We start from the raw sequence: 20,870 nt of genomic DNA on the forward strand, positions 1-20,870 counted from the left end.
AACCGACAAACCCTTCAATGATCGACTTTTGTCTTCAGGAGCAACCCCATGAAACAGAACATTTTAGTAATCGGCGCAGGGTTTGGTGGTGTGTGGAGCGCATTGAGCGCTGCCCGTCTGTTAGACAAACATGACCGTAAAGACGTGCAGATCACCGTTTTGGCTCCCCAGGCAGAATTGCGCATCCGTCCGCGCTTCTATGAAGCGGATGTCCACACCATGATGGCGCCGCTCGGCGACCTGTTCGACGCTGTGGGCGTGAAATTCGTCAAAGGCAGCGCTGATCATATTGATGTGGAAAACAAGCAAGTCGCCTACAGCGACGTGTTTGGTACCCAAGGCACGCTGAGCTACGACCGACTGGTGCTCGCCGCTGGCAGCCGCGTGATTCGTCCAGCGCTTGAAGGCATGATCGAACACGCTTTCGACGTCGACCAGATCGAAGAAGCCAGCCGTCTTGAAGCCCACATCAAGTCACTGAAAAACCTTCCGTACAGCACCGCCCGCAACACTGTGGTGGTCGCCGGTGGTGGCTTTACCGGGATTGAAACGGCCACCGAAATGCCCGCCCGTTTGCGTGCCGCGCTGGGTAGCGATGCCTCCATCAGAGTCATCGTGGTGGATCGCGGACCGCAAATTGCCGCCTCGATGGGCGATGGTATTCGTCCATCCATCATCGAAGCGTCGAACCACCTGGGGATCGAATGGGTGCTCAACAGCTCGGTCGCGTCGGTCGATGCCGGCGGCGTGACGCTCGCCGACGGCCAGCGCATTGAATCCAACACCGTGATCTGGACCGTCGGCTTTCGCGCCAGTCCGCTCACCGAACAAGTGGTGGGCACTCGCGACCCGCAAGGCCGTCTGCACGTCGACGGCAACCTGAAGGTGCTGGGCCATGCCGACGTTTTCGCCGCGGGTGACGTGGCGTACGCCGCCACCGACACCCTTGGCAACTTCGCCGGGATGTCCTGCCAGCACGCCATTTCACTGGGCCGCTATGCCGGCAATAACGTCGCGGCGGATTTGCTGGGCGTCGAACCGATAACCTACAGCCAGCCCAAGTACGTGACCTGCCTGGACCTTGGCGCCTGGGGCGCGGTATTCACCGAAGGCTGGGATCGTCAATTGAAACTGGTCGGGCATGAGGCCAAGGAGCTCAAGACCCAGATCAACACCGTGTGGATTTATCCGCCGGCGGCTGATCGCGCGACTGCGCTGGCTGCTGCCGATCCGTTGATTCCAGTGGCCTGAACCTCTTCACAATGACCGCTCGCGGCCTCGGGAGACCGAGCCGCAACTCGGCGAACGACAACGCTGCGAGCGTTCATTGTGCTTCACGACATCCACCAGGGGCTGACCGACATGTATGACTTTTTCGAAAATCCGCACCGTGTGTTGAAGCTGTCGCACCTATTGCTGATCGGCGGGCTGGTGATGCTGTTGGTCGGGATCATCCTGGCGTATGGATGTGAGGCCTACCTGAAGTTACCCGAACTGATAGGCGCCCATGCGATGACGATTCTCGGTCCGACCGCGATCAAGCTGGGTTACGTCATGCGATTGCTGGCTTTCAACCGCTTGCGCCTCGACGGGATCGCGCAAGGCTATGGCGTCGCCGTTTGATCTGAATGTTCTTCCCTGACCGGTTCGGCTCTCTCCTTGCCGAACCGGCACTTCCCAAGCGCCCGCCACTGTTTTTTTTGGCGGGCGTTTTTTTGCCTGGAATTCACCGGTGCTCAGCACTCACTTTTGAGCGCAGGCAACGCGATCGAGAACACCGCCCCTTCACCTTGATTGCTGGTTGCCCAGATGCGTCCCTCATGGAACTCGATGATGGAGCGGCAGATGGAAAGCCCCATGCCCAGCCCGTCAGCCTTGGTGGTGAAGAACGGATTGAACAACGATGGCAACGCCTCGGCTGTGATACCGGTGCCACAATCCCTGACTTCCAGAATGGCATCGTCGTTATGCACCCACGTGCGGATCTTCAATATCCGCGTGCGTGGATCCACCTCGGTCATTGCCTGACAGGCATTGATGATCAGGTTCAGGATCACTTGCTGAAGCTGCACCCGGTCGGCGCCGACGTGCACCGGTATCACGGCCAGCTCCACACGCAACTTCACATGGTTGCGGCTCAGTTCGTATTGCACCAGGGCCAGCGTGTCACTGACGATCTCGTTGAAAGATTCACGCTGACGTTCAGGGTCGCCGTTACGCGAAAGCGTGCGGATGCGCCGAATGACTTCGCTGGCGCGATTGGAACTGCTGATCATGCGGTCAAGCGATGTGCGCACTTCACCGAGATCAGGTTCGCTGCGGTCGAGCCAGCGATGACAGGCTTCACCGCTGGTTCTGATCGCGGCAAGTGGCTGATTGACCTCGTGAGCAATGGACGCAGCCAGTTCGCCCAGCGAGGTCACGCGCGTGACATGCGCCAGCTGTGACTGTGATTGGAACAGCGCGTCTTCGGACTTTCTGGCTGCCGTGACATCCATCACCGCGCCGACGTACTCGAAGCCGTTATGTTGAGCCGGCAAGGGGTGAGCAATCATGTGGATGTACTTGATGCGACCATCCGGCATCTGCAACCGATGCTCGACTTCCAGGCGCGGTTCATGATGCGAGACCTGGTCGAAAACGCTTTCGACCAAATGCCGGTCATCGGGGTGCGTGCGCGCCAGAATCTTCAGCATGCTGGGGGTTTCTTTTACTGAGTACTCGAAGATCCTCGCGGTCTCCGCCGACCAGAAAATCTCTGAACGGTCGACCCGAAACCCGACGCTGCCGACCTGGCTGAGCCGTTGGGCACCCACCAGATAAGTCTCGTTACGACGCAACGTGTCCGCCAGTTGCTTGCTGCGCAAGGCTAGAAAAGTGATGGCAGACAACGAAACGATACAACGCACATAAGCCCCCACGGCTTCAGTGTTCAGGTAATCGCGTTCGACGATAAAAATGAAGGTCAGCACTGACAGACACGCCAAAGCGACGCAGATCACCAGTTTCACCGAAAACACATTGGCGGACATCAGCACCAGGGTCACGTACAGGACCGTCGTCGCCACGCTCAAGTTGGTAAAGAATTTGAACACGACGACGAAAGAGGCGACCAGCAAGGCGATCAGCAGCGCCATGGCATCGGTCTGGAAGTAATCTTTTCTAAGGGTCAGGGGCGGCATGAATTGTCCGGGCGTAACGGGTTGGCAACATACCCGCAGCGGACCGTGAGCTCCGCACCGAGCGACTGAAAGTCGACGTATGGAACGTTCGAAATGTGGACCGAATATAGTAAAAACACAGGCCTGGTGACAGGACGAATAACCCTGAAATCAAGACGTGTCAGCGCCCAAGGCGCTGACCTGTTGCACCCGCCACGCCTTTCAACTCGATACGCTTTTCCGGATGAGTTTCTTGTCAATCTTCCCGACGCTGGTTTTGGGGATTTCGGCGACGAACTTGAACTGCTTGGGGATCGCCCATTTGTTGATGCGGCCGCGCTCGACAAACCCTTGCAGGTGCGTCTCCAGGATCTTGCGGTCGAGGTACTGCCCCGGTTCGGACACCACCAGCGCCATGGGCCGTTCGCCCCATTGCTCATCGGCGATGCCCACGACCGCGACCGACATCACGGCAGCGTGCTCGCTGATCAGACTCTCCAGTTCCAGGGAGCTGATCCACTCCCCGCCTGTCTTGATCACGTCCTTGATTCGATCCTTGATTTCCACACCGCCCAACCCGTCGATGGAAGCCATGTCGCCGGTGTGCAGCCAGCCATCGCGCCAAAGTTCTGCACCCTTTTCCGGTTCCTTCAAATAGCCCTGGGTCAGCCACGGCGCGCGCACCACGATCTCTCCCAGCGACTCGCCGTCATGGGCAACGTCTTTGCCACTGGCGTCGATGATTTTCAGGTCGACCATCGGCACCGGCGTGCCCGTCTTGATACGAGCAGTCAGTTGGGCTAACGGGGATTGTTCGAGGTCTTCGTTACGCAGGTACGTCAGGCACAGCAATGGACAGGTTTCCGACATGCCGTAACCGCTGTGCACCTGCATACCTTTGGCGTTCGCTTCGCTGGCTATGCCTAAGGTCAGCGCGCTGCCGCCCAGGAGCATTTTCCAGCCATCAAAACGGGTGTGTGCCGCTTCCTCACAACCCAGGATCATTTGCAGAAGGGTCGGCACACAATGGGAGAACGTGACTTTCTCCTCCCGATACAGCCTGACCAGGCTGTTGGGTTCGTAGCGACCGGGGTACACCTGCTTGATTCCCATCAGGGTGGCAACATAGGGCACACCCCAGGCATGCACGTGAAACATCGGCGTGATCGGCATGTAGACATCATCCGAGCGCAGCAGCGGCAACCCCTGATAGACGCCCAAAGTGCCCACGGCATTCAAGGTGTGCAGGACCAGTTGGCGATGGGTGAAATACACGCCTTTAGGGTCGCCAGTGGTGCCCGTGGTGTAGAAAAGGGTCGCCACCGAGTGTTCATCGAAATCGGGAAAGTCGTATTGGTCTGTGGCCCCGGACAACAGGTTTTCATATTCCCCCAGCACCGGTAGCGACGTGTCGGTTGCTGTGTCGTCCGTGAGCTGCAGGTAACCTTTGACGGTTTCAAGCCGCCCGTGAATCTGTTCAACCAGCGGCAGGAAATCATCATGCACCAGCACCAGGTCATCCTCGGCATGGTTCATGGTGAAGAGCACCTGATCCGGCGAAAGACGGATGTTCACGGTGTGCAGCACCGCGCCGATCATCGGTATGGCAAAGAAGCACTCCAGGTAGCGATGGCTGTCCCAGTCGAGCAGGGCCACCGTATCCCCGGCCTTGACGCCGGCAGCGGTCAAGGCGTTGGCCAGTCGGCGGATCCGCTGGTTGAGGGTCTGGTAGCTGTAGCGCAGTTTGTCGGCATACACGATTTCCCGGCCCGGCTCGTAGCGCACGCCGGACAGCAACAATTGCTTGATCAGCAAGGGGTAGGCATAGGCGCCGTCGGCGGGCGGAATTATTTTTGTCGCCATCATGGTTGTGGTTCCCGGTCCTTTTTACGTGGGCTCAGAACTGCTCTGCATCCAATTGATAGAGGCATTCGCTGCCAGCCTTGGCCGACGCGCTCAACGAGTGGATACGTGGCAGCAAACGGGCGAAGTAGAAGCGCGCGGTCGCCAGTTTGCTGGCGTAGAAATCGTCTTTGGAATGCGTGCTCATGGCAGCCTTGGCCATTCGCGCCCACATGTAGGCGTACGCGGTGTAGCCGAATACATGCAGGTACTCGACCGACGCCGCACCGATTTCATTCGGGTTGCTCTGGGCTCGGTCCAACAGCCATGCGGTCAGTTCGTCGAGGGTGTCGAGGGCGGCGTTCAACGGTTGGGTGAACTCGGCGAGGTCAGCGCAGGCGTTGGCGGTAAAGTTGCGGATTTCCGAAGCGAACAGCCGGTAGAGCGCCCCGTCGCTGCCGACGATTTTACGCCCGACCAGGTCCAGGGACTGGATACCATTGGTGCCTTCGTAGATCTGGGTGATGCGCACATCGCGCACCAATTGCTCCTGGCCCCACTCGCGAATATAGCCGTGGCCGCCGAGGATCTGCTGACCGTGGAGGGTGGTTTCCAGGCCCATGTCGGTGAGGAATGCCTTGGCCACCGGGGTCAGCAGCGACACCCGTTCCTGGGCGCGACTGCGGATCGCTGCGTCATCACTGTACTTGGCGATATCGAGTTGCAGCGCCACGTAGCTGGAGAACGCCCGCCCGCCTTCGTTCAAGGCCTTCATGGTCAACAGCATGCGGCGTACATCCGGGTGAACGATGATCGGATCGGCCACTTTGTCCTTGTTCTGTGCGCCCGTCGGCGAACGGCTTTGCAGACGGTCACGGGCGTATTCGACGGCGTTCTGGTACGAACGCTCACCCAACGCCAGCCCCTGGATACCCACGCCCAGACGCTCGTAATTCATCATGGTGAACATTGCCGCCAGGCCCTTGTTTGGCGCATCGATGATCCAGCCGGTCGCCCCGTCAAAGTTCATCACGCACGTGGCCGAGGCCTTGATGCCCATCTTGTGCTCGATGGAACCGCAGGACAGCGCGTTGCGTTCGCCCAGCGAACCGTCGGTATTGACCAGCACCTTGGGCACCAGAAACAGCGAAATTCCCTTGGGACCGGCGGGTGCATCCGGTAACCGGGCCAGTACCAGATGAATGATGTTTTCGGTCAGGTCGTGCTCGCCGCCGGTGATGAAGATCTTGCTGCCGCTGATCTTGAAACTGCCGTCGGCCTGAGGTTCGGCACGGGTGCGAATCAGGCCCAGGTCCGTACCGGCATGCGCCTCGGTCAGGCACATGGAACCGGTCCAGGTGCCGGCGTACATGTTCGGCAGATAGCGTTCCTTGAGCTCCCGACTGGCGTGGGCATTGATCGACAGGCACGCACCGGCGGTCAGCATCGGGTACAGGCCGAACGACAGACTGGCCGAGTTGACCATCTCCTCGACCTGAGCCGAAATGGCCTTGGGCATGCCCATGCCACCGAACTGCGGATCACCACCAACACCCACCCAACCGCCGTCGGCGAATGCCTGGTACGCCGCGACAAAACCGTCCGGCGCCGTGACCGTGCCGTTGCTCCAGGTGCAGCCCTGCTCGTCGCTGCTGCGGTTCAGCGGTGCGATAACCTCACCACTGATTTTGCCAGCCTCTTCAAGGATCGCAGCGGCCGTTTCTTCATCGATCACCTCCCCAAGGCCAGGCAATTTGGCCCACAACCGGGACACCTGGAAGACCTCGTTGAGTACGAAGCGCATGTCGCGCAAAGGAGCTTTGTAATCAGACATCGTTGGCTTACTCGGAAGTGGTCAGGGCATGTGGCATGCCGGGACGTTGAGAGATCGGGGTGTTGTCGGCCTGCGTAACAGGCCCGGGTTCCAGCGCTCGTTCGCGAAGGAGGAAGTAAGACAGGGCAGGAATCAGCACCAACGCGCCCAGCATGTTCCACAGGAACATGAAGGTCAGCAGGATGCCCATGTCAGCCTGGAACTTGATCGGCGACCAGACCCAGCACACCACGCCAGCCGCCAGGGTGATGCCCACCAGGCCCACGACCCGTCCGGTAAACGACACGGCGTTGCGGTAAGCCTGAGACAGCGGCAGGCCCTGGCGCTGGTAATGCAGTTGCACGCTGAGCAGATACAACGCGTAGTCCACGCCGATTCCCACGCCCAATGCGATCACCGGCAGGGTCGCGACCTTCACGCCAATGCCCATGGCCACCATCAACGCCTCGCAGAGGATCGACGTCAGCACCAGTGGCAACAGGGCAACCAGGGTCGCGCGCCAACTGCGGAAGGTGATCAGACAGAACAGCGTCACCGCCGCATAGACGTACAACAGCATGGTGCGATTGGCCTCACGCACCACAATGTTGGTGGCCGCCTCAATCCCGGCCGACCCGGCCGCCAACAGGAACTGGCGATCTTCGCTGTTGTTCTCCCGGGCGAATTTTTCCGCGATGCCGACCACGGCATCGAGCGTCTCGGCCTTGTGGTCCTTGAGGAAGGTGATCACCGGCATCAGCGAACAATCGGTGTTGAACAACTCCGGCGAGTTGACCGAGGCTTGCTGCGCAGCGTAATTGAGCACGTCCTGATTGCGCTGGATGCTGTTGAGCTTGGGGTTGCCTTCATAGGTGCCAGCGGTGATTTGGCGCACCGCGTTCACCAGCGAAGCCGTCGCCTGCACGCCCGGATACTGCTGCAGCTCCCAGGCCAGTCGGTCGGCGAGAATCAACGTCTTGTAGTTCAGACAGCCTTCCGGTGCGGTCTTGATCATCACTGCGAACAGGTCGCTGGACAGCGCGTAGTGGCGGGTGATGTAGGCGTTGTCACGGTTGTAGCGCGAGTCGGCACGCAACTCCGGTGCGCCACTTTGCAGATCGCCGATTTTCAGTTGCAGGCTGACCATGAAGCCGCCGATGCCCATCAGCACCGCGACCAATACCGCCCCCGTGGCCCATTTGCGCGTGGTGAAACGGTCGAGCACGTCCCACAGTTTGCCGAAGCCTTTGTGCCCTTCTGCGCGCGTGTCGATGTTCAGTGCACGCTCGGCCGCCTTGGCGCCGACGCCGACATAAGACAGCGCCACCGGCATCAACAATAGCGAGGTGAAAATCAGCACCGCCACACCGATACTGGCGGTGATCGCCAGGTCCCGGATCACCGGAATATCGATCAGCATCAGCACCGCGAATCCGACGGCGTCGGCCAGCAGCGCCGTGACACCGGCAATAAACAGACGGCGGAAGGTGTAGCGTGCGGCGATCAGTTTGTGGGTGCCACGGGCGATGTCTTGCATGATCCCGTTCATCTTCTGCGCCGCATGGGACACACCAATGGCGAAGATCAGAAAAGGCACCAGCACCGAATACGGGTCGATGGCATAGCCGAGCCAGGCGACGATGCCGAGTTGCCAGACCACAGCGATCAACGAGCAGCCGACCACCAGCAGGGTGCTGCGCACGCATCGTGTATAGGCGTAAATGATGACCAGCGAAGTGACCACGGCCAGGCCGAAGAACATCATCACTTGAATCAGTCCGTCGATCAGGTCGCCCATCAGTTTGGCGAAACCGATCACCCGGACTTTGTACGGGCCCTTGCCCTCCTCCCCGGCCTTGCGTGCAGCGCTGTCGCCGGCAAACTCGATCTTGTCGCGCAACTGCTCCTCAAGCATCTGCGAAAAGGCGTGGTAGTCGATGCGCTGACCGCTGGCCGTGGCCTTGTCCAGCAGCGGCACGATCAGCATGCTCGATTTGTAGTCGCTGGCCACCAGACTGCCGACGATGCCGGCGCGGGAAATGTTCTGGCGCAGTTGTTCTATTTCTTCAGGCTTGCCCTGGTAGGTATCGGGCATCACCGGACCACCCTGGAAACCTTCCTCCGTCACTTCGGTCCAGCGCACCGCCGGGCTCCACAACGACTTCATCCAGGCGCGGTCGACGCCTTCGGTGAGAAACAATTGATCGTTGACCTGTTTGAGCACGTCCAGGTAAGCAGGGTCGAAGACATCGCCCTGAGTGGTCTCCACCACCACCCGCACCGAGTTGCCCAAACCTCGCAGTGACTGGCGGTTTTCCAGGAAGTTCTGGATGTAGGGCTGGCTCTGCGGAATCATTTTCTCGAAACTTGGACGCAGCTCCAGCCGAGTCGCGGCCATGTAACCGAAGACCAGAGTGGCCAGCGCCATCAACAGCATGAACAGCGGACGGTAGTTGAACACCAGCCGCTCCAGCCGATTGCCGGAATCGCGGTCGAAATCATGCAGATCGCGGATCACCGGCATGGCGTCTTGTTTGATATTGCCCATGTCTGGGTTCTCGCTTTAAGGGTTCGAGGACTTATTCAACGGACAGCGTCCGCGCACCACGGCTGCCGACCACCACCAGCGCATCGTTGATGGCGCGCGTGACGCCCGTCACTGGCACCGGCTGGGCTTGCTGCACCCAGCGCTGTTGCGCACCGGTGCCCTGGCTCGCCAGCATCTGCCCGCCCTGGGTAAACAAGCGGTAATCACCATGGGCATCGACGAGGCCGGCGGTGATGCTGACGTGTAGGCCAGTGACCAGCGAGGTCCAACTGAGGCCGGCATCGGTGCTGCGCAGCACATTGCCGCGCAAGCCGTAGACGAGCACTTCGCCGGGTTTGCCGACGACGCCGAAAAAGCTGCCCTGATAAGGTGTTTGCAGGGCGGCGAATCGCTGCTGGGCGTCATCCCACTTCAGCAACAAGCCCTGCTCGCCGGCGATGTACAGCGCATCGCCGGTGGCGGCGATGGCGTTGAGGTGAAAACCTTGCGGGTTGTCGGTGCGATCCTGGAACGGCGTCCAGCTCTGGCCGCCATCCTCGGTGCGCAGGATCAGGTTGAACACCCCGACCACATAGCCGAGGCGGTCGTTGGCGAACCAGACATCGAGCAAGGGTTTGTCGGCACCCTGCGCCTCCAGCCGCTGACCTTCGGCGACCCGCAGCGGCCATTGTTCATTGCCAGGTTCGGCGCGGGCCAACGCCTGGTAATGCTTGACCAGCAAGGCGCCGATCTCGCGGCCGTCGAGTTGCTTGCTCCAGGTTGCACCCGCGTCATTGCTGTGCAACACCACGCCGTCGCCGCCCACCGCCCAGCCCTGAGTGGCGGAAGGAAAACTCACGGCATTAAGGTCGGCACTGACCGGCACAGCGGCCTGCTGCCAGTGCTGGCCGGCATCATCGGAATACAGAATGTGGCCACGCTGCCCGACGGCGACCAAGCGGTCGCCGGCGCGGGCCATGTCGGATAACGGGCTGTTGACGGCCAAGGCGCTGACCCTGGCCGGCAGATCCAGCACGTCGACATAAGCGGACGCCTGGCTCAGGCCCTGCAACATTGCAAGCAGAGCGCCGAGCGCCAGCTGCAGGTAACTTTTGTACGAACACATACCGCGTCCTCTTCGGAAAACTGCGCCGGGACACACGTCCGTGTGCCTGACGTTCCAACCTGGCGCCCGAAACGGTCGGTATGCGCCGACCGTCGCACGATCCCCTGCCTTGCAGGCAGCGGACCGAATGGACGCTTGTCACGGTTTGCTTAACGAATCCCGCTACCTGCCAGAGACTCCGACGACCATTGCGCCTTGGAAAGCGGATCGGTGTACTTGATGCCGCCATAAGGCCCGACCACACCGTTGATGTTGTAGGAACCACCCACCAGGTCGTAGATCATGAAGGGCGTGGAATCCGGGATCTGCTTGTCGTAGCTCTGGCTGAGGAACGCGAAGGAGCCACGGTACAACTGACCACGTGCGTCGTATTGATCAGAGGCCAGCGCGGTCCAGCTGTCTTCATCGAGGTAGAAGCGGCGCTTCTGATAGATGTGTCGGGCGCCGGACTTGAGGTTGCCTTCCACCACCCAGACGCGGTGTTTTTCCCAACGCACATAGTCGGGTGCCAGGTGATTGGCCGTGGTCAGCGATTTGGGATCCTGGGCGTAGGTCAGCTTGTAAGTGTTGTAGGGCACGATCATTTCCTGTTTGCCCACCAGCTTCCAGTCGTAGCGATCCAGCGCACCGTTGAACACGAAGACATCGTCGTAAGTGCCCGCGCCAGCGGTGCCAGGGTTAGGCGTGTCGTAGGCCAGGTTCGGTGCCAGCTTGACCCGACGCTGGCCCGGCAGGTACTGCCAGGCACGGCGCGGTTGTTGCAACGGGTTGGCGGCGTCCTTGAGCATCACCGCTTCGCCGGCCCGGCGCGCAGGGCCGGTGTAGGACAGCTTCATCTGGTAATACACGTCGGCGCTGCTGATCGGCTGCGCGAGGTTTTCGTAGATCGGGTAGGAAATGAACGCCTGCCCAGTGGTCGCCAGGCTTGGCACCCCAGCGGAATCGACGTTCCAGGAGTCGTACTTGGAGCTGATGCTCACGCCCTGATATCGCAGCAGAAAGTTCCACATCGCTTCGTTGCCCGACTGCGGGATCGGGAACGGCACGCCCGGCAGTACGTTGTCGATGGCCAGCCCGTTTTCGAGGGATTTGGCGCCGCTGGCGTTTTTCACGCCGTTATCCAGAATGGCCTGGGGCAGCGAAACGGTGCGGTGGGTCGGGAACACATCGACACGGAAAGTCGGGAAACGCTTGGCCAGTTCAACAGTGGTAGCGCTGAGCATGCCCTTGTACTGCTCGACGTTTTTGCCGTCGATCTGCAGCAACGGTTTTTCACTGGCAAACGGATCCGGACGCATGCTGTCACCGGATTTGAAGCTGGCCGGCGGCGTGGTCAGGCCACCGTTGTAGGCGGGGATGGAACCATCAGCGTTCCCGGCTTTTTCAGCGCCCACCAGGGTCAGGCTGGTGCCCAACCGGGCAGCGTCCTGAGTTGAAACAGCGGCCTGTGCCTGAGCGGCAAGGACCATGGCCAGCGAAGCGGCCAACACGGTTTTTGCGAATGTCATCTTGTTATTCTCCTGCTTGCATTGAGCAAATCAGTGGTGAATCAAAAAGTGGTTTTCATCGTCAGGTAAACGGCGCCACGGTCCTCAGTCGTGGCCCCGCCACCGGAGAAGGCGGAGTAGCCACCGGCGTAACAGGCGTAGTTTTCGTTACCGCTAAAGGCATTCGGCGCAGCGCCGTCGCCTCCGGTCGGGCCGGTACTCACGCCGCTGACGTTGCACTTGTCGGCCTTGCCGAATGAGTCCACGTACTTCAGGTCGACAAAGTATTTGTTGTACACAGCGGCCCCGAGGCCGATGGCGTAGTTACCGGTGTCTTTGGCGCCGCCACCGGAGACCGGTGAAACACCATCGAGACCGACGTTGATGGACATCGGGGCGTTGAGGTCGACACCGGGAAACACCTGGTACCAGGTCGGGGTGAAGTTGACCGCGATGCCCCAGTTGTCCCGGGTCGGCTGGTCGATGCCGCGATAGGTGTCCTTGCCCTTGTAGAGCGCCTCGTTGTTGCTATCGAGCTTGAGCAGGTTGCTGTAATACAGCTCGCCCAGCAGAGTGGCCGAATCGAACACAGGCGTTTTAGCAATGGTCATCAGGCCGTTGAGCGTCCAGTGCAAGGTGTCGCCGGTGGCGGCCATGCTGTCGCCCTTCTGCGGGGTGTCATAAACCACGCCGGTGGCAGCCGTGCGCGCAGGCAACAGGCCAAGACCTGCGCCCAGGCCCAGCGGACTGTTAGTGCTGACAACCGCCGGAATACTGGCCAACGGCATATTGTGACGAATGTTCAGGTCCGAACCGACGCTGATCCCGCCCACGTCCTTGGACAGGCTCAGGCCAACGATCTTGATGTTGTCGGCATAGGCCATTTGATAGGTGGCGGTGCTCAGCGAGTTGAGGGTGTTGACCACCGCAGGCACTTGCCCTGCCGGCCGGGTGCCGTTGGGATTGGCCGAACTCAAGCCTCTGGCATCCAGCCAGGCTTGCGGCAGGATTTCCGAGGTTTCGCGGTAGTAAACGCCGAGGGTCCCGTCCAGCCAGGCTGGCGACCACTTGGCCATAATCCCCCAGTCTCCGCGCTTGTCCGGCGTCAGGTCGTGACCGCGACGCACATTGGTCAAACCGTTGCAGGGTGCCAGACCACACCCCAGCGGACTGCCCGGCACCACGCCATTGGTGTTGCCCAGCAGGAAGGATTGCGCACCGAAACCGACCAGATCGGAACCGCCGTAATAAGTACCGGCTTCCGGCAGGCGCGCGGCGTCCCAATCCAGGAAATACTGAGCGCCTACGGTCAACTCGGGATTGACGGTGAATGACATCGACAACTGGTTACGCGGAACGAACAGTTCCTTGGCTTCGGTACCGGGCGAGGCAGCCAGTTTGGCCAGGTCCAGGCCCGATTGGCCGTAACTGTTCGAGTGCACCGGGTTGAGAATAGTCTCGCCCCAGAACACGTTATGCTGACCGGCCTTGACGCTTAACAGCGACTCCTCGCCCACTTCGGTGCTGTAGAACACGAAGGCGTCGAGGATTTCGCCGGAAGGACCGGTGTAATAACGCTGGGCGTAGTTGCTCAGGTGCGGGCTGCCATTGCCGACGTTGTCACGGGTGACCGCGGCCAGACGTGGGTCGTTGGCGACCAGCCCCGACCTTGCGTCGTTGCCGTTGACGAACGGATTGGAATTGGAACCGGTGTTCTCGTAGGCCTTGTCGTACCAACTGGCAGCGCTCACACGGAAACCCATGTGGTTCTGGTAGACCACATCCATCTCGGTCAACAGGTCGACACGGTGGGTGATGTTGGTCCCGGCCTTGCGGAAGTTGTAGTCGCCGTCGTTGTTGTTCGGCGTTGCCAGCATGCGCTTGTCGGCGCTTTCGGTGCGTACGCCGTAGTTGTACTTCACAGTGTTATCAAAACGCACGGTCCAGTCCGGGTTCCCGGTGTCGAGCTCGATCGCCTGCGCGACCGGCACGCCTGCGGCCAGAATGGCCGAGGCCAACAAGGTGTAACGCGAGGGTGCGAACCCGTGACTCTTATTGTTGTGCATTGCGTTGTCTCCGCCTTTTTGTATTTGTTTTAAGCGCAGCCGCCCTCGCGCAACCCCTTGTTCCAGGGGTTTACGTTTTCAGGAGTGAGGGCAAATGCCGGATGGCGCGGGCCAACCGGCGCCTGAATCAACGGTCCAGTTCGAGGATGAGTGCTTCGGCTTGTGGCCAGCGCCCATACCCGGCGGCAGGATTGAGATGACCGACTTCGCCGAGATTGAGCAGCTCGCTGCCCCAGCCTTCGGCCATGCGCGTGGCGGCGTCCAGACTGGCGAGGTGGTCGTTGGTACTGGCGGCCAGCAGACTGCGGAACGGCAACCGGCCTTTGGGTAGAGGGTCCCAACTCTGGGTACGCAGGGTTTCAGCGCAGGGGTAGCCCTGCGGCCATTGGGCATCAAGGTCCGGCGGAGCGGCCAGCAGCGCGCCCTTGATCGGCCGACTGTGACGCGCAGCCCAGTGCGCAACCATCAACACGCCGGCGCTGTGAGCGACCAGAATCACCGGCCCGTCGATCTGCGCAAGTGTGTGCTGAATGGCTTCGACCCGCTTGCTGCAATCAAGCTTGTCGGTTTCAAGCGGCGGCACACTGCGCACCTTGCACAGCCTGGATTCAAGCAACGTTTGCCAATGCTCGGCAACGTGCTCACGCAGACCCGGTACGATCACAACGGTTGCGGCAGTTTGCAGTTTGTCCACGTCAACACCTTCGCTTTCTCGATGACTCGACTGGCTCTATTGGCCAGGGGCTTTTTGTAGGAGTGACATTAAAGAGCGCCCGACCGAGGCGCTTTTCATTGGACGTCAGGCACTTTTCTTTTCATGACAAAATTCCGCGTGTTGTCGCGCAGCGACCATTGGTCGAATATCCCCGCAGCTTCTCTCCAGCTCACTGTAATCAATGGGTGCGTGTCGTTTTTTACACTGTAACGATGTGATTCCGGCCAGCACCAGGCGAGCGCCCTCGACGTTGTCACAACTGTTCAATTGCTGAAGTGCTGGATATAGTCGCCACGCTCATTTGAATCGCAACCGGCCCAGGAAAGACCTTCGCATGCCCAAGCTTGTTCGCGCCGCCGTCTTGACCAACTACCTGGAGGTCACCCAGTACCTGGGGTTCAACCCCCGAGACGTACTGGCCGGCGTCGGTTTGAGTAAAGCCATATTGCAAGCTCCTGAACATCGCATCCCCATCGACGCCGCCGTGCGGTTGCTGGAGGATTCAGCCGCCGCCAGCGGCTGCCAGAGCTTCGGCTTGAGCATGGCCGAGTCGCGCCAGCTCTCGGACTTCGGTGTGGTCAGCCTATTGCTCTCTCATCAGCGAACGCTGCGTGATGCGTTGCAAGTGTTGGTGCACTACCGTCATCTGATGAACGATTCGCTGGCCCTCTTCATCGAGGAGGCAGGCAAGATGGTGATCATTCGCGAAGAGGTGGTCACCGAATCGCCGATGCCCTGCCGACAAGCCAATGAACTGGCCATCGGGGTGATGTTCCGCCTGTGCGCCGCCCTGCTCGGCGCACACTGGCATCCCTACAGCGTCAACTTCACGCACCAGCCTCCCGACAACCTGCAACTGCATCGCCGCCTGTTCGGCTGCAAACTGGAGTTCGGCAGCGAGTTCAATGGCATCGTCTGCCCCAATGCCAGCCTCGACATGACCAACCCCCATGCCGACCCGGCCATGGCGCGCTACGCCCAGAGTTACCTTGACTCGCTGCTCAGCCACGAAGGCCCTTCGATGCTGTTCGAGGTGCGCAAAGCCATCTACCTGTTGTTGCCGATGGGGCGCGCCACCATCGAGCAGATCGCCCAGACCCAGGGCATGAACGTTCGGACCCTGCAGCGCCGCCTCAAAGACGACGGCTGCGCCTTCAACGACCTGATCAACGACGTGCGCCGCGACCTGGTGTTGCGCTACCTGGAAAACCCGAATTACTCGTTGGGGCGCATTGCCGACATGCTCGGCTATTCGATGGCGAGTTCCTTCACCCGTTGGTTCATCACCCAGTTCGGCATGCCGCCCGCGGCATGGCGCAGCGCGCAAAAACAACCCAAGGTACCCAGCGAGCCGAGCGCCCTGCCCGGCTCCACGGAATCTTGGGACGACTGAAACGGTCCCAGGGTCTTACACAAAAAAAAGCGGCGACTGTTGGTACAGTCGCCGCAACAACCGGCGTTTGTGACACCGGTCGAGGAGTCCTGTGGCGAGGGAGCATGCTCCCGCTGGGGTGCGCAGCGGCCCCAAAAAAGACGCCGAGTAGTTTCTGAAAAAGCGCGGTGGTCTTTGTGGGGCGCTTCGCTCCCCAGCGGGAGCAAGCTCCCTCGCCACAAGTTTGTGTACCTACATTCCCCAGCGCAGCAACAACAGCACCAGCACGACGAGGAACACCGTCTCCCCCACCATCAACAAAATCGGCTTGATGCCCACCGCCGCCAGCTCCTTGAGTTGGGTTTTCATACCCAGGGCGCTGATGGAAACCACCAGGCACCAGCGCGACAACTCGTTGACCGACCCTTGCACCACCGGGGCCACCCAGCCGGTGCTGTTGATACAGGCCAACAACAGAAACCCGACGGCGAACCAAGGTAGCAGCGGAGGTCGTTTGCCGGTCGGGTCGGCGCCCTGCATGCGGGTGATCATGGCGGCACACACGATCACCGGCAGCAACATGGCAACCCGCATCAACTTGACCACCGTGGCCGTATCGCCGGTCTCGGTCGACATGCTGTAACCGGCACCGACGACCTGGGCGACATCGTGAATGGTCGCCCCCAGAAACACGCCCGCCACTTGTGGCGACAACGACAGCCAGTTGGCAATCATCGGATACACGATCATCGCCAGGGTCGACAGCGCCGACACCCCGATCACCGTGAATAACGTCGCGCGTTCTTTCTGCGGATGATTGGGCAATGCCGCCGCCAGCGCCAACGCAGCCGATGCCCCACAAATCGCTGTGGCGCCGCCGGTGAGCATGCCGAACAAACGCTGAAAGCCCAGCGCCTTGGCTGCGATCACTGAAACGCCGATGGTCACCACCACCAGAATCACCACCAGCGCCACAGGCTTCCAGCCCAGCGCAGCCATCTGTTCGAGGGTGATGCGCATGCCCAGCAGCGCCACACCAATGCGCAACACGGTGCGTGCGGTGAACTCAATGCCCGGCTTGCAAACACCGTCACCGGCCAGGAAGTTCAGCGCCATGCCCAGCAACAAAGCGAACAGCATTACCGGCGCGCCGTAGTGCTCGGACAAAAAGGACGCAGCCGCTGCAACGATCAGACTGACGATAAAGCCCGGCGCCAGTTCGCGCGTTCGGCTGTGGATACGGGTGAGAGCGATGGCGCTCATGGCGCGGCCTCCTCGGGAACGATAACGATGAAAGCCTGGCCGTCGATGATCTCAACCGGGTAGTTGGCGACTTTGACTGCGGTGGAATTAAGCAAGTAACCGCTGCGCAAATCGAAGCGCAGGCCATGGGCGCAGCACTGAATCACCCACCCCTCAAGGCGCCCGCCACACAGCGAGGCCCCTTGATGGGGGCAACTGTCGTCGACGGCGAACACGTCACCTTCGACGTTGAATAACGCCAGGCTTTTGTCATCGAATTCGAACAGTGCACGACCGCCCGCCTGCGGGAGCTTTCCGGCAGGCACGGGGATACGTCGGTTCATGCAGGTTGCCGCTCGTGATCACTTTCTTTCAGGGCCTGGTTCATGGCCCCGAGCAGCGCCTGAGCAGGTTGTGCACCGACCATCGTCATGCGACGGTCGAACTGAAAGCCCGGCACCCCACTGGTCGCGCCGGGAAAGCCGTCAAATGGCGTGGCGTCGCCCTTCAGGCAATCGAGCACCACCTGCGCATCAACGCCGCAGGAGCGGGCAATGGCGAGCAAGGTCTCGCGGCACCCCAGGTTTTCGCGTTTGCGGAAATAAGCGGCGAACAGCCGTTCGAGCAACATTTCACGCTGAGTAGCATTGCCCAGTACGCTGACGCGTTCGAACAAACGGTGCGCGTCTGCGGTGTTGGGCATTGTCTCGATGCGGCTGAAGTCGATGGTCAGCCCAACCGCCGCGGCAGCCTGCTGTACCTGGGCCTGGCGCATGGTCATAGCCTCGGCATTGCCCAGGCGTTTGCGGTAGAAATCGGCGAAGGGCTCCCCTTGTACCGGCAACTGAGGCAGCAACTGCACGCCATGCCACACCGTGGTGACCTGCACATCCGGGTGACGACTGCGAAACTGTACTTGCGCATGCTCCAATTGGCGTTTGCCGATCAGGCACCAGGGGCAGATGAAATCGAAGAACACATCAATACGTAAACGACGACTACTCACAACTTCACCTCTAACACTGCTTTGCTAACCGAATCGTGGACTTGCTCGTCCTTAAGCCGGGCAATGTCCTTGTGGTAATGACACTTGGCATAAAAGAACACGGCCGCAGCCGCGATGCTGACCAGCGGCACCCATTGAAAAGCAGCCTGCAAGCCAATGAGGTCGGAGACCCTGCCGGTAATGAACGGCCCAGGCGCCAGCCCCAGCATGTTGTTGGCCAGGGTCAGCGTGGCGAAGGCCGTGCCGTGGACCGAGTAATGGGTCAGGTTGGCAACCATCGCTCCGCAAGGGCCAGTCGTGCCGGCGGCAATCAACATGCCCAGGCAGATCAGCGCCAGCTGCACAGGCCCTGCCGGCAGGGCAAATGCCGCCGACAACAGCAGGCAACTGCCCAGGCAATAGGCGATGGCCAAAGTGACTTTGCGTTCCGGCGAATGGCGCGACAGTCGATCGCTGAGCATGCCGCACAGGATCATCCCGGCCCCGCTGCACAGCACGATAATGGCCGCGACGCCGCCCGCCTTGTCCGTGGCCATGTCGTAATAGCGATTGAGGTAACTGGGCATCCACACAATCACCGTGCCGCCGACGAACAGTTGCAAGCCACTGCCGATGTAGGCAGCGATCACCGAACGGCTGGAAAACAGCGTACGCAACGGACGCTTGACCGCTGCCACCGCCTTGTTCGCCGCCTGGGCGGCACGTTGCGGCGCAATGCGCGCCTCCTTGACGATGACCGGGTAAAGCACGGCCAGCAGCAGACCGAACAACGCCATGCCGGCAAACGACCAGCGCCAGCCAAGTTTGGCGGCGATTGCACCGCCCAGCGCCATCCCTAATACCGAACCGAACATGCCGCCCGCCATGAAGGCACTGGCCAGCGTTGCACGCAGGTGCTTGGGAAAGACCGAAATGACGACTGCGATGCCGACGCTGCCGTACGCCGCTTCGCCAACGCCGACCATGAATCGTGCAATGAACATCTGCTGATAGTCCTGCGCCACGGCGCAACCCAGCGTCGCCAGACTCCACAGCAAGGCCATCAGCGCCAGGCTCTTGACCCGGCCAAAGCGATCTGCCAGCAATGACAGGGGAAATGTCAGCAGCCCCACCATCAGCGCGACAATGCCACTGAGCAAGCCAAGCTGGCCGTCGCTCAGAGCCCATTCGCCCTTGAGCATCGGGAACACCGCGTTCAAGACCTGGCGCGACATGTAATCGGATATCAACAGCCCGAACGTCAGTGCGAAGACGATCCAGGCATACGGTCGCGCAACACCGACAGCACTGTCGTCATCGTCTGCGGCGATTGGGTGAAAGGCCATGCAGCCTCCTCAAAGCTTTGTTTTATTGTTGTTATCAAGCGTGTTGCAGTGCAGCGAGCGGGAGGCCTGACCGCCCGCTGCGTCTGCCGATCAGCCGCGTTGCGGCACACCTTTCTGCCCAGCCTTGCGGTTGGGGGCCATGCCGTTGGCCAACAGCGTTTCTTCGATGCTCTGGTACTGCACGCCGATGCGGTAGATCTCACGGGCTTCTTTGCCGGTGGCGATTTCGCGTCCCAGTTCATGGGCGATACGCACGGTCTGCCTGATCTGCGCAACTGAGCCGAAACGATCGCCCTTGTGATCAATGATAGTGTCTTCATTGCCCACTCGCGGGTGCAGCCCCATGGCCATCGACATGGTGTTGAACGGCATGACGTTCTTGAGCAGCGACTCGGAGGTCAGGGTGCAACCGTCCGGCGCGCGGTGGATGAAGTTGAAGAAGTTGAACGGATTGGGGCCATCGAAACCGCCGCCAATGCCGATCCAGGTCAGGTTCAACGGGCCCTTGTAGACGCCCCTGCGCACCAGACGCTCGAGGGTTTCCATCGCGTGCATGCCGGTCAGCTGGAAGTGCGGCTGGATGCCGTTGTCCATCAGACGCTTGAGGTGTTCGGCGACCCAGGCCGGACCTGCCGGAACGGTCATTTCGCTGTAGGCGGCCTGAAACAGGGGATTGGCCAGGGACGTGCCTTCCAGGTATTGCGGATACAGCAGCTCCATGATGTTCATCTGGGTGGTGTTGATAGCCACCGTGACCTGATCCGGTTTTGGCGTCAGCTCGGCCAGCATGTGTCGCGTATCGTCAGACAGCCACTTGGCGGCTTCGCCATCGCTTTCCGGCGCGAAGGAAATCGAACCACCGACCTGGATGATCATGTCCGGCACGGCTTCACGCACACCGGCGATCAATTCGTTGAATTTGGACAGACGCTTGGAACCCTTGCCGTCCAGCTCGCGCACGTGCAAGTGCAAGACGGTGGCCCCGGCCTCATAACATTCGACCGCTTTTTGCACCTGTTCATCCATGGTCAGCGGGATGTCTTCGGGGAAGTCTTCCGGCATCCATTCCGGGCCGTACGGGGCCACGGTGATGACCACCTTTTCCATGTTTTCCGGGTGCAGGGAATCGTCAAAAAATTGCATGAGTTACTCCTGTTCTTATGATTGTCGCGCCCACCCGGGATCGTG

16 protein-coding genes are annotated in these 20,870 nt (G+C 60.5%); 3 read left to right on the plus strand and 13 right to left on the minus strand.

Translation table 11 applies throughout. The features are described 5' to 3' along the window. The first annotated feature begins 48 nt into the window (after positions 1-48). Both FBY01_RS00410 and FBY01_RS00415 read left to right on the plus strand, forming a co-directional pair. On the plus strand, positions 49-1,251 hold the full coding sequence (locus FBY01_RS00410; RefSeq protein WP_010455816.1) for an NAD(P)/FAD-dependent oxidoreductase: 1,203 nt from the start codon (positions 49-51) through the stop codon (positions 1,249-1,251). Between the two features lie 111 nt (positions 1,252-1,362). Further along, positions 1,363-1,623 carry a hypothetical protein gene (locus FBY01_RS00415; protein ID WP_010455820.1) on the plus strand — a complete coding sequence of 87 codons (261 nt, stop codon included), beginning with the start codon at positions 1,363-1,365 and terminating at the stop codon, positions 1,621-1,623. 113 nt (positions 1,624-1,736) lie between these two features. Here the strand turns inward: FBY01_RS00415 and FBY01_RS00420 are convergent, their stop codons facing one another. The 8 genes from FBY01_RS00420 to FBY01_RS00455 form a co-directional block, all read right to left on the minus strand. Next, complete coding sequence (locus tag FBY01_RS00420) at positions 1,737-3,182, minus strand: sensor histidine kinase (RefSeq protein ID WP_010455821.1); 1,446 nt, start codon at positions 3,180-3,182, stop codon at positions 1,737-1,739. 201 nt (positions 3,183-3,383) lie between these two features. Then, on the minus strand, positions 3,384-5,027 hold the full coding sequence (locus FBY01_RS00425; protein WP_077748128.1) for a fatty acid--CoA ligase: 1,644 nt from the start codon (positions 5,025-5,027) through the stop codon (positions 3,384-3,386). Positions 5,028-5,058: 31 nt separating this feature from the next. After that, positions 5,059-6,837, minus strand: a complete 1,779-nt coding sequence (locus FBY01_RS00430) for an acyl-CoA dehydrogenase C-terminal domain-containing protein (protein ID WP_145306269.1) — start codon at positions 6,835-6,837, stop codon at positions 5,059-5,061. A 7-nt stretch (positions 6,838-6,844) separates the two neighbouring features. After that, the gene (locus FBY01_RS00435; protein WP_083376325.1) at positions 6,845-9,364 is read right to left on the minus strand and encodes an RND family transporter; all 2,520 of its coding nucleotides are present in this window, start codon (positions 9,362-9,364) and stop codon (positions 6,845-6,847) included. Between the two features lie 31 nt (positions 9,365-9,395). After that, on the minus strand, positions 9,396-10,469 hold the full coding sequence (locus tag FBY01_RS00440) for a YCF48-related protein (protein WP_145306267.1): 1,074 nt from the start codon (positions 10,467-10,469) through the stop codon (positions 9,396-9,398). A 149-nt stretch (positions 10,470-10,618) separates the two neighbouring features. Further along, complete coding sequence (locus FBY01_RS00445) at positions 10,619-11,977, minus strand: DUF1329 domain-containing protein (RefSeq protein WP_010455826.1); 1,359 nt, start codon at positions 11,975-11,977, stop codon at positions 10,619-10,621. 41 nt (positions 11,978-12,018) lie between these two features. Next, the gene (locus FBY01_RS00450; protein ID WP_145306265.1) at positions 12,019-14,022 is read right to left on the minus strand and encodes a DUF1302 domain-containing protein; all 2,004 of its coding nucleotides are present in this window, start codon (positions 14,020-14,022) and stop codon (positions 12,019-12,021) included. Positions 14,023-14,149: 127 nt separating this feature from the next. Next, the gene (locus FBY01_RS00455) at positions 14,150-14,716 is read right to left on the minus strand and encodes an alpha/beta hydrolase (protein ID WP_145306263.1); all 567 of its coding nucleotides are present in this window, start codon (positions 14,714-14,716) and stop codon (positions 14,150-14,152) included. A gap of 355 nt (positions 14,717-15,071) precedes the next feature. On the opposite strand from FBY01_RS00455, the gene FBY01_RS00460 reads away from it, so the two are divergent. Continuing rightward, positions 15,072-16,130, plus strand: coding sequence for an AraC family transcriptional regulator (locus FBY01_RS00460; RefSeq protein ID WP_145306261.1), 1,059 nt, complete (start codon positions 15,072-15,074; stop codon positions 16,128-16,130). Between the two features lie 231 nt (positions 16,131-16,361). Here FBY01_RS00460 and FBY01_RS00465 read toward each other — a convergent pair whose 3' ends face one another. The 5 genes from FBY01_RS00465 to FBY01_RS00485 all read right to left on the minus strand — a co-directional run bounded on the left by FBY01_RS00465 (position 16,362) and on the right by FBY01_RS00485 (position 20,825). Next, positions 16,362-17,372 carry a YeiH family protein gene (locus tag FBY01_RS00465; protein WP_083376323.1) on the minus strand — a complete coding sequence of 337 codons (1,011 nt, stop codon included), beginning with the start codon at positions 17,370-17,372 and terminating at the stop codon, positions 16,362-16,364. Beyond that, positions 17,369-17,695: a Rieske 2Fe-2S domain-containing protein gene (locus FBY01_RS00470; RefSeq protein WP_010455834.1), complete on the minus strand. Its 327-nt coding sequence runs from the start codon at positions 17,693-17,695 to the stop codon at positions 17,369-17,371. Before FBY01_RS00470 ends, FBY01_RS00465 begins: the two co-directional genes overlap by 4 nt. Further along, positions 17,692-18,357 (minus strand): DsbA family oxidoreductase, encoded by a 666-nt coding sequence (locus FBY01_RS00475; RefSeq protein ID WP_077748122.1) that lies wholly within the window; start codon positions 18,355-18,357, stop codon positions 17,692-17,694. The genes FBY01_RS00470 and FBY01_RS00475 overlap by 4 nt, the downstream gene beginning before the upstream one ends. Further along, positions 18,354-19,682 (minus strand): MFS transporter, encoded by a 1,329-nt coding sequence (locus tag FBY01_RS00480; protein ID WP_145306259.1) that lies wholly within the window; start codon positions 19,680-19,682, stop codon positions 18,354-18,356. The genes FBY01_RS00475 and FBY01_RS00480 overlap by 4 nt, the downstream gene beginning before the upstream one ends. Positions 19,683-19,772: 90 nt before the next feature. Further along, positions 19,773-20,825, minus strand: a complete 1,053-nt coding sequence (locus FBY01_RS00485) for a 3-keto-5-aminohexanoate cleavage protein (RefSeq protein WP_077748120.1) — start codon at positions 20,823-20,825, stop codon at positions 19,773-19,775. Between the last annotated feature and the right edge of the window lie 45 nt (positions 20,826-20,870).

The organism is Pseudomonas sp. SJZ077 (assembly GCF_007993905.1).
Classification (GTDB): Bacteria; Pseudomonadota; Gammaproteobacteria; order Pseudomonadales; family Pseudomonadaceae; genus Aquipseudomonas; species Aquipseudomonas mandelii.

Bases quoted from the DNA above. Each gene is read 5' to 3' on its own strand.
- FBY01_RS00410 (WP_010455816.1), top strand. From the start codon at position 49: ATGAAACAGAACATTTTAGTAATCGGCGCAGGGTTTGGTGGTGTGTGG.
- FBY01_RS00415 (WP_010455820.1), top strand. From the start codon at position 1,363: ATGTATGACTTTTTCGAAAATCCGCACCGTGTGTTGAAGCTGTCGCAC.
- FBY01_RS00420 (WP_010455821.1), bottom strand. From the start codon at position 3,182: ATGCCGCCCCTGACCCTTAGAAAAGATTACTTCCAGACCGATGCCATG.
- FBY01_RS00425 (WP_077748128.1), bottom strand. From the start codon at position 5,027: ATGATGGCGACAAAAATAATTCCGCCCGCCGACGGCGCCTATGCCTAC.
- FBY01_RS00430 (WP_145306269.1), bottom strand. From the start codon at position 6,837: ATGTCTGATTACAAAGCTCCTTTGCGCGACATGCGCTTCGTACTCAAC.
- FBY01_RS00435 (WP_083376325.1), bottom strand. From the start codon at position 9,364: ATGGGCAATATCAAACAAGACGCCATGCCGGTGATCCGCGATCTGCAT.
- FBY01_RS00440 (WP_145306267.1), bottom strand. From the start codon at position 10,469: ATGTGTTCGTACAAAAGTTACCTGCAGCTGGCGCTCGGCGCTCTGCTT.
- FBY01_RS00445 (WP_010455826.1), bottom strand. From the start codon at position 11,977: ATGACATTCGCAAAAACCGTGTTGGCCGCTTCGCTGGCCATGGTCCTT.
- FBY01_RS00450 (WP_145306265.1), bottom strand. From the start codon at position 14,022: ATGCACAACAATAAGAGTCACGGGTTCGCACCCTCGCGTTACACCTTG.
- FBY01_RS00460 (WP_145306261.1), top strand. From the start codon at position 15,072: ATGCCCAAGCTTGTTCGCGCCGCCGTCTTGACCAACTACCTGGAGGTC.
- FBY01_RS00465 (WP_083376323.1), bottom strand. From the start codon at position 17,372: ATGAGCGCCATCGCTCTCACCCGTATCCACAGCCGAACGCGCGAACTG.
- FBY01_RS00470 (WP_010455834.1), bottom strand. From the start codon at position 17,695: ATGAACCGACGTATCCCCGTGCCTGCCGGAAAGCTCCCGCAGGCGGGC.
- FBY01_RS00480 (WP_145306259.1), bottom strand. From the start codon at position 19,682: ATGGCCTTTCACCCAATCGCCGCAGACGATGACGACAGTGCTGTCGGT.
- FBY01_RS00485 (WP_077748120.1), bottom strand. From the start codon at position 20,825: ATGCAATTTTTTGACGATTCCCTGCACCCGGAAAACATGGAAAAGGTG.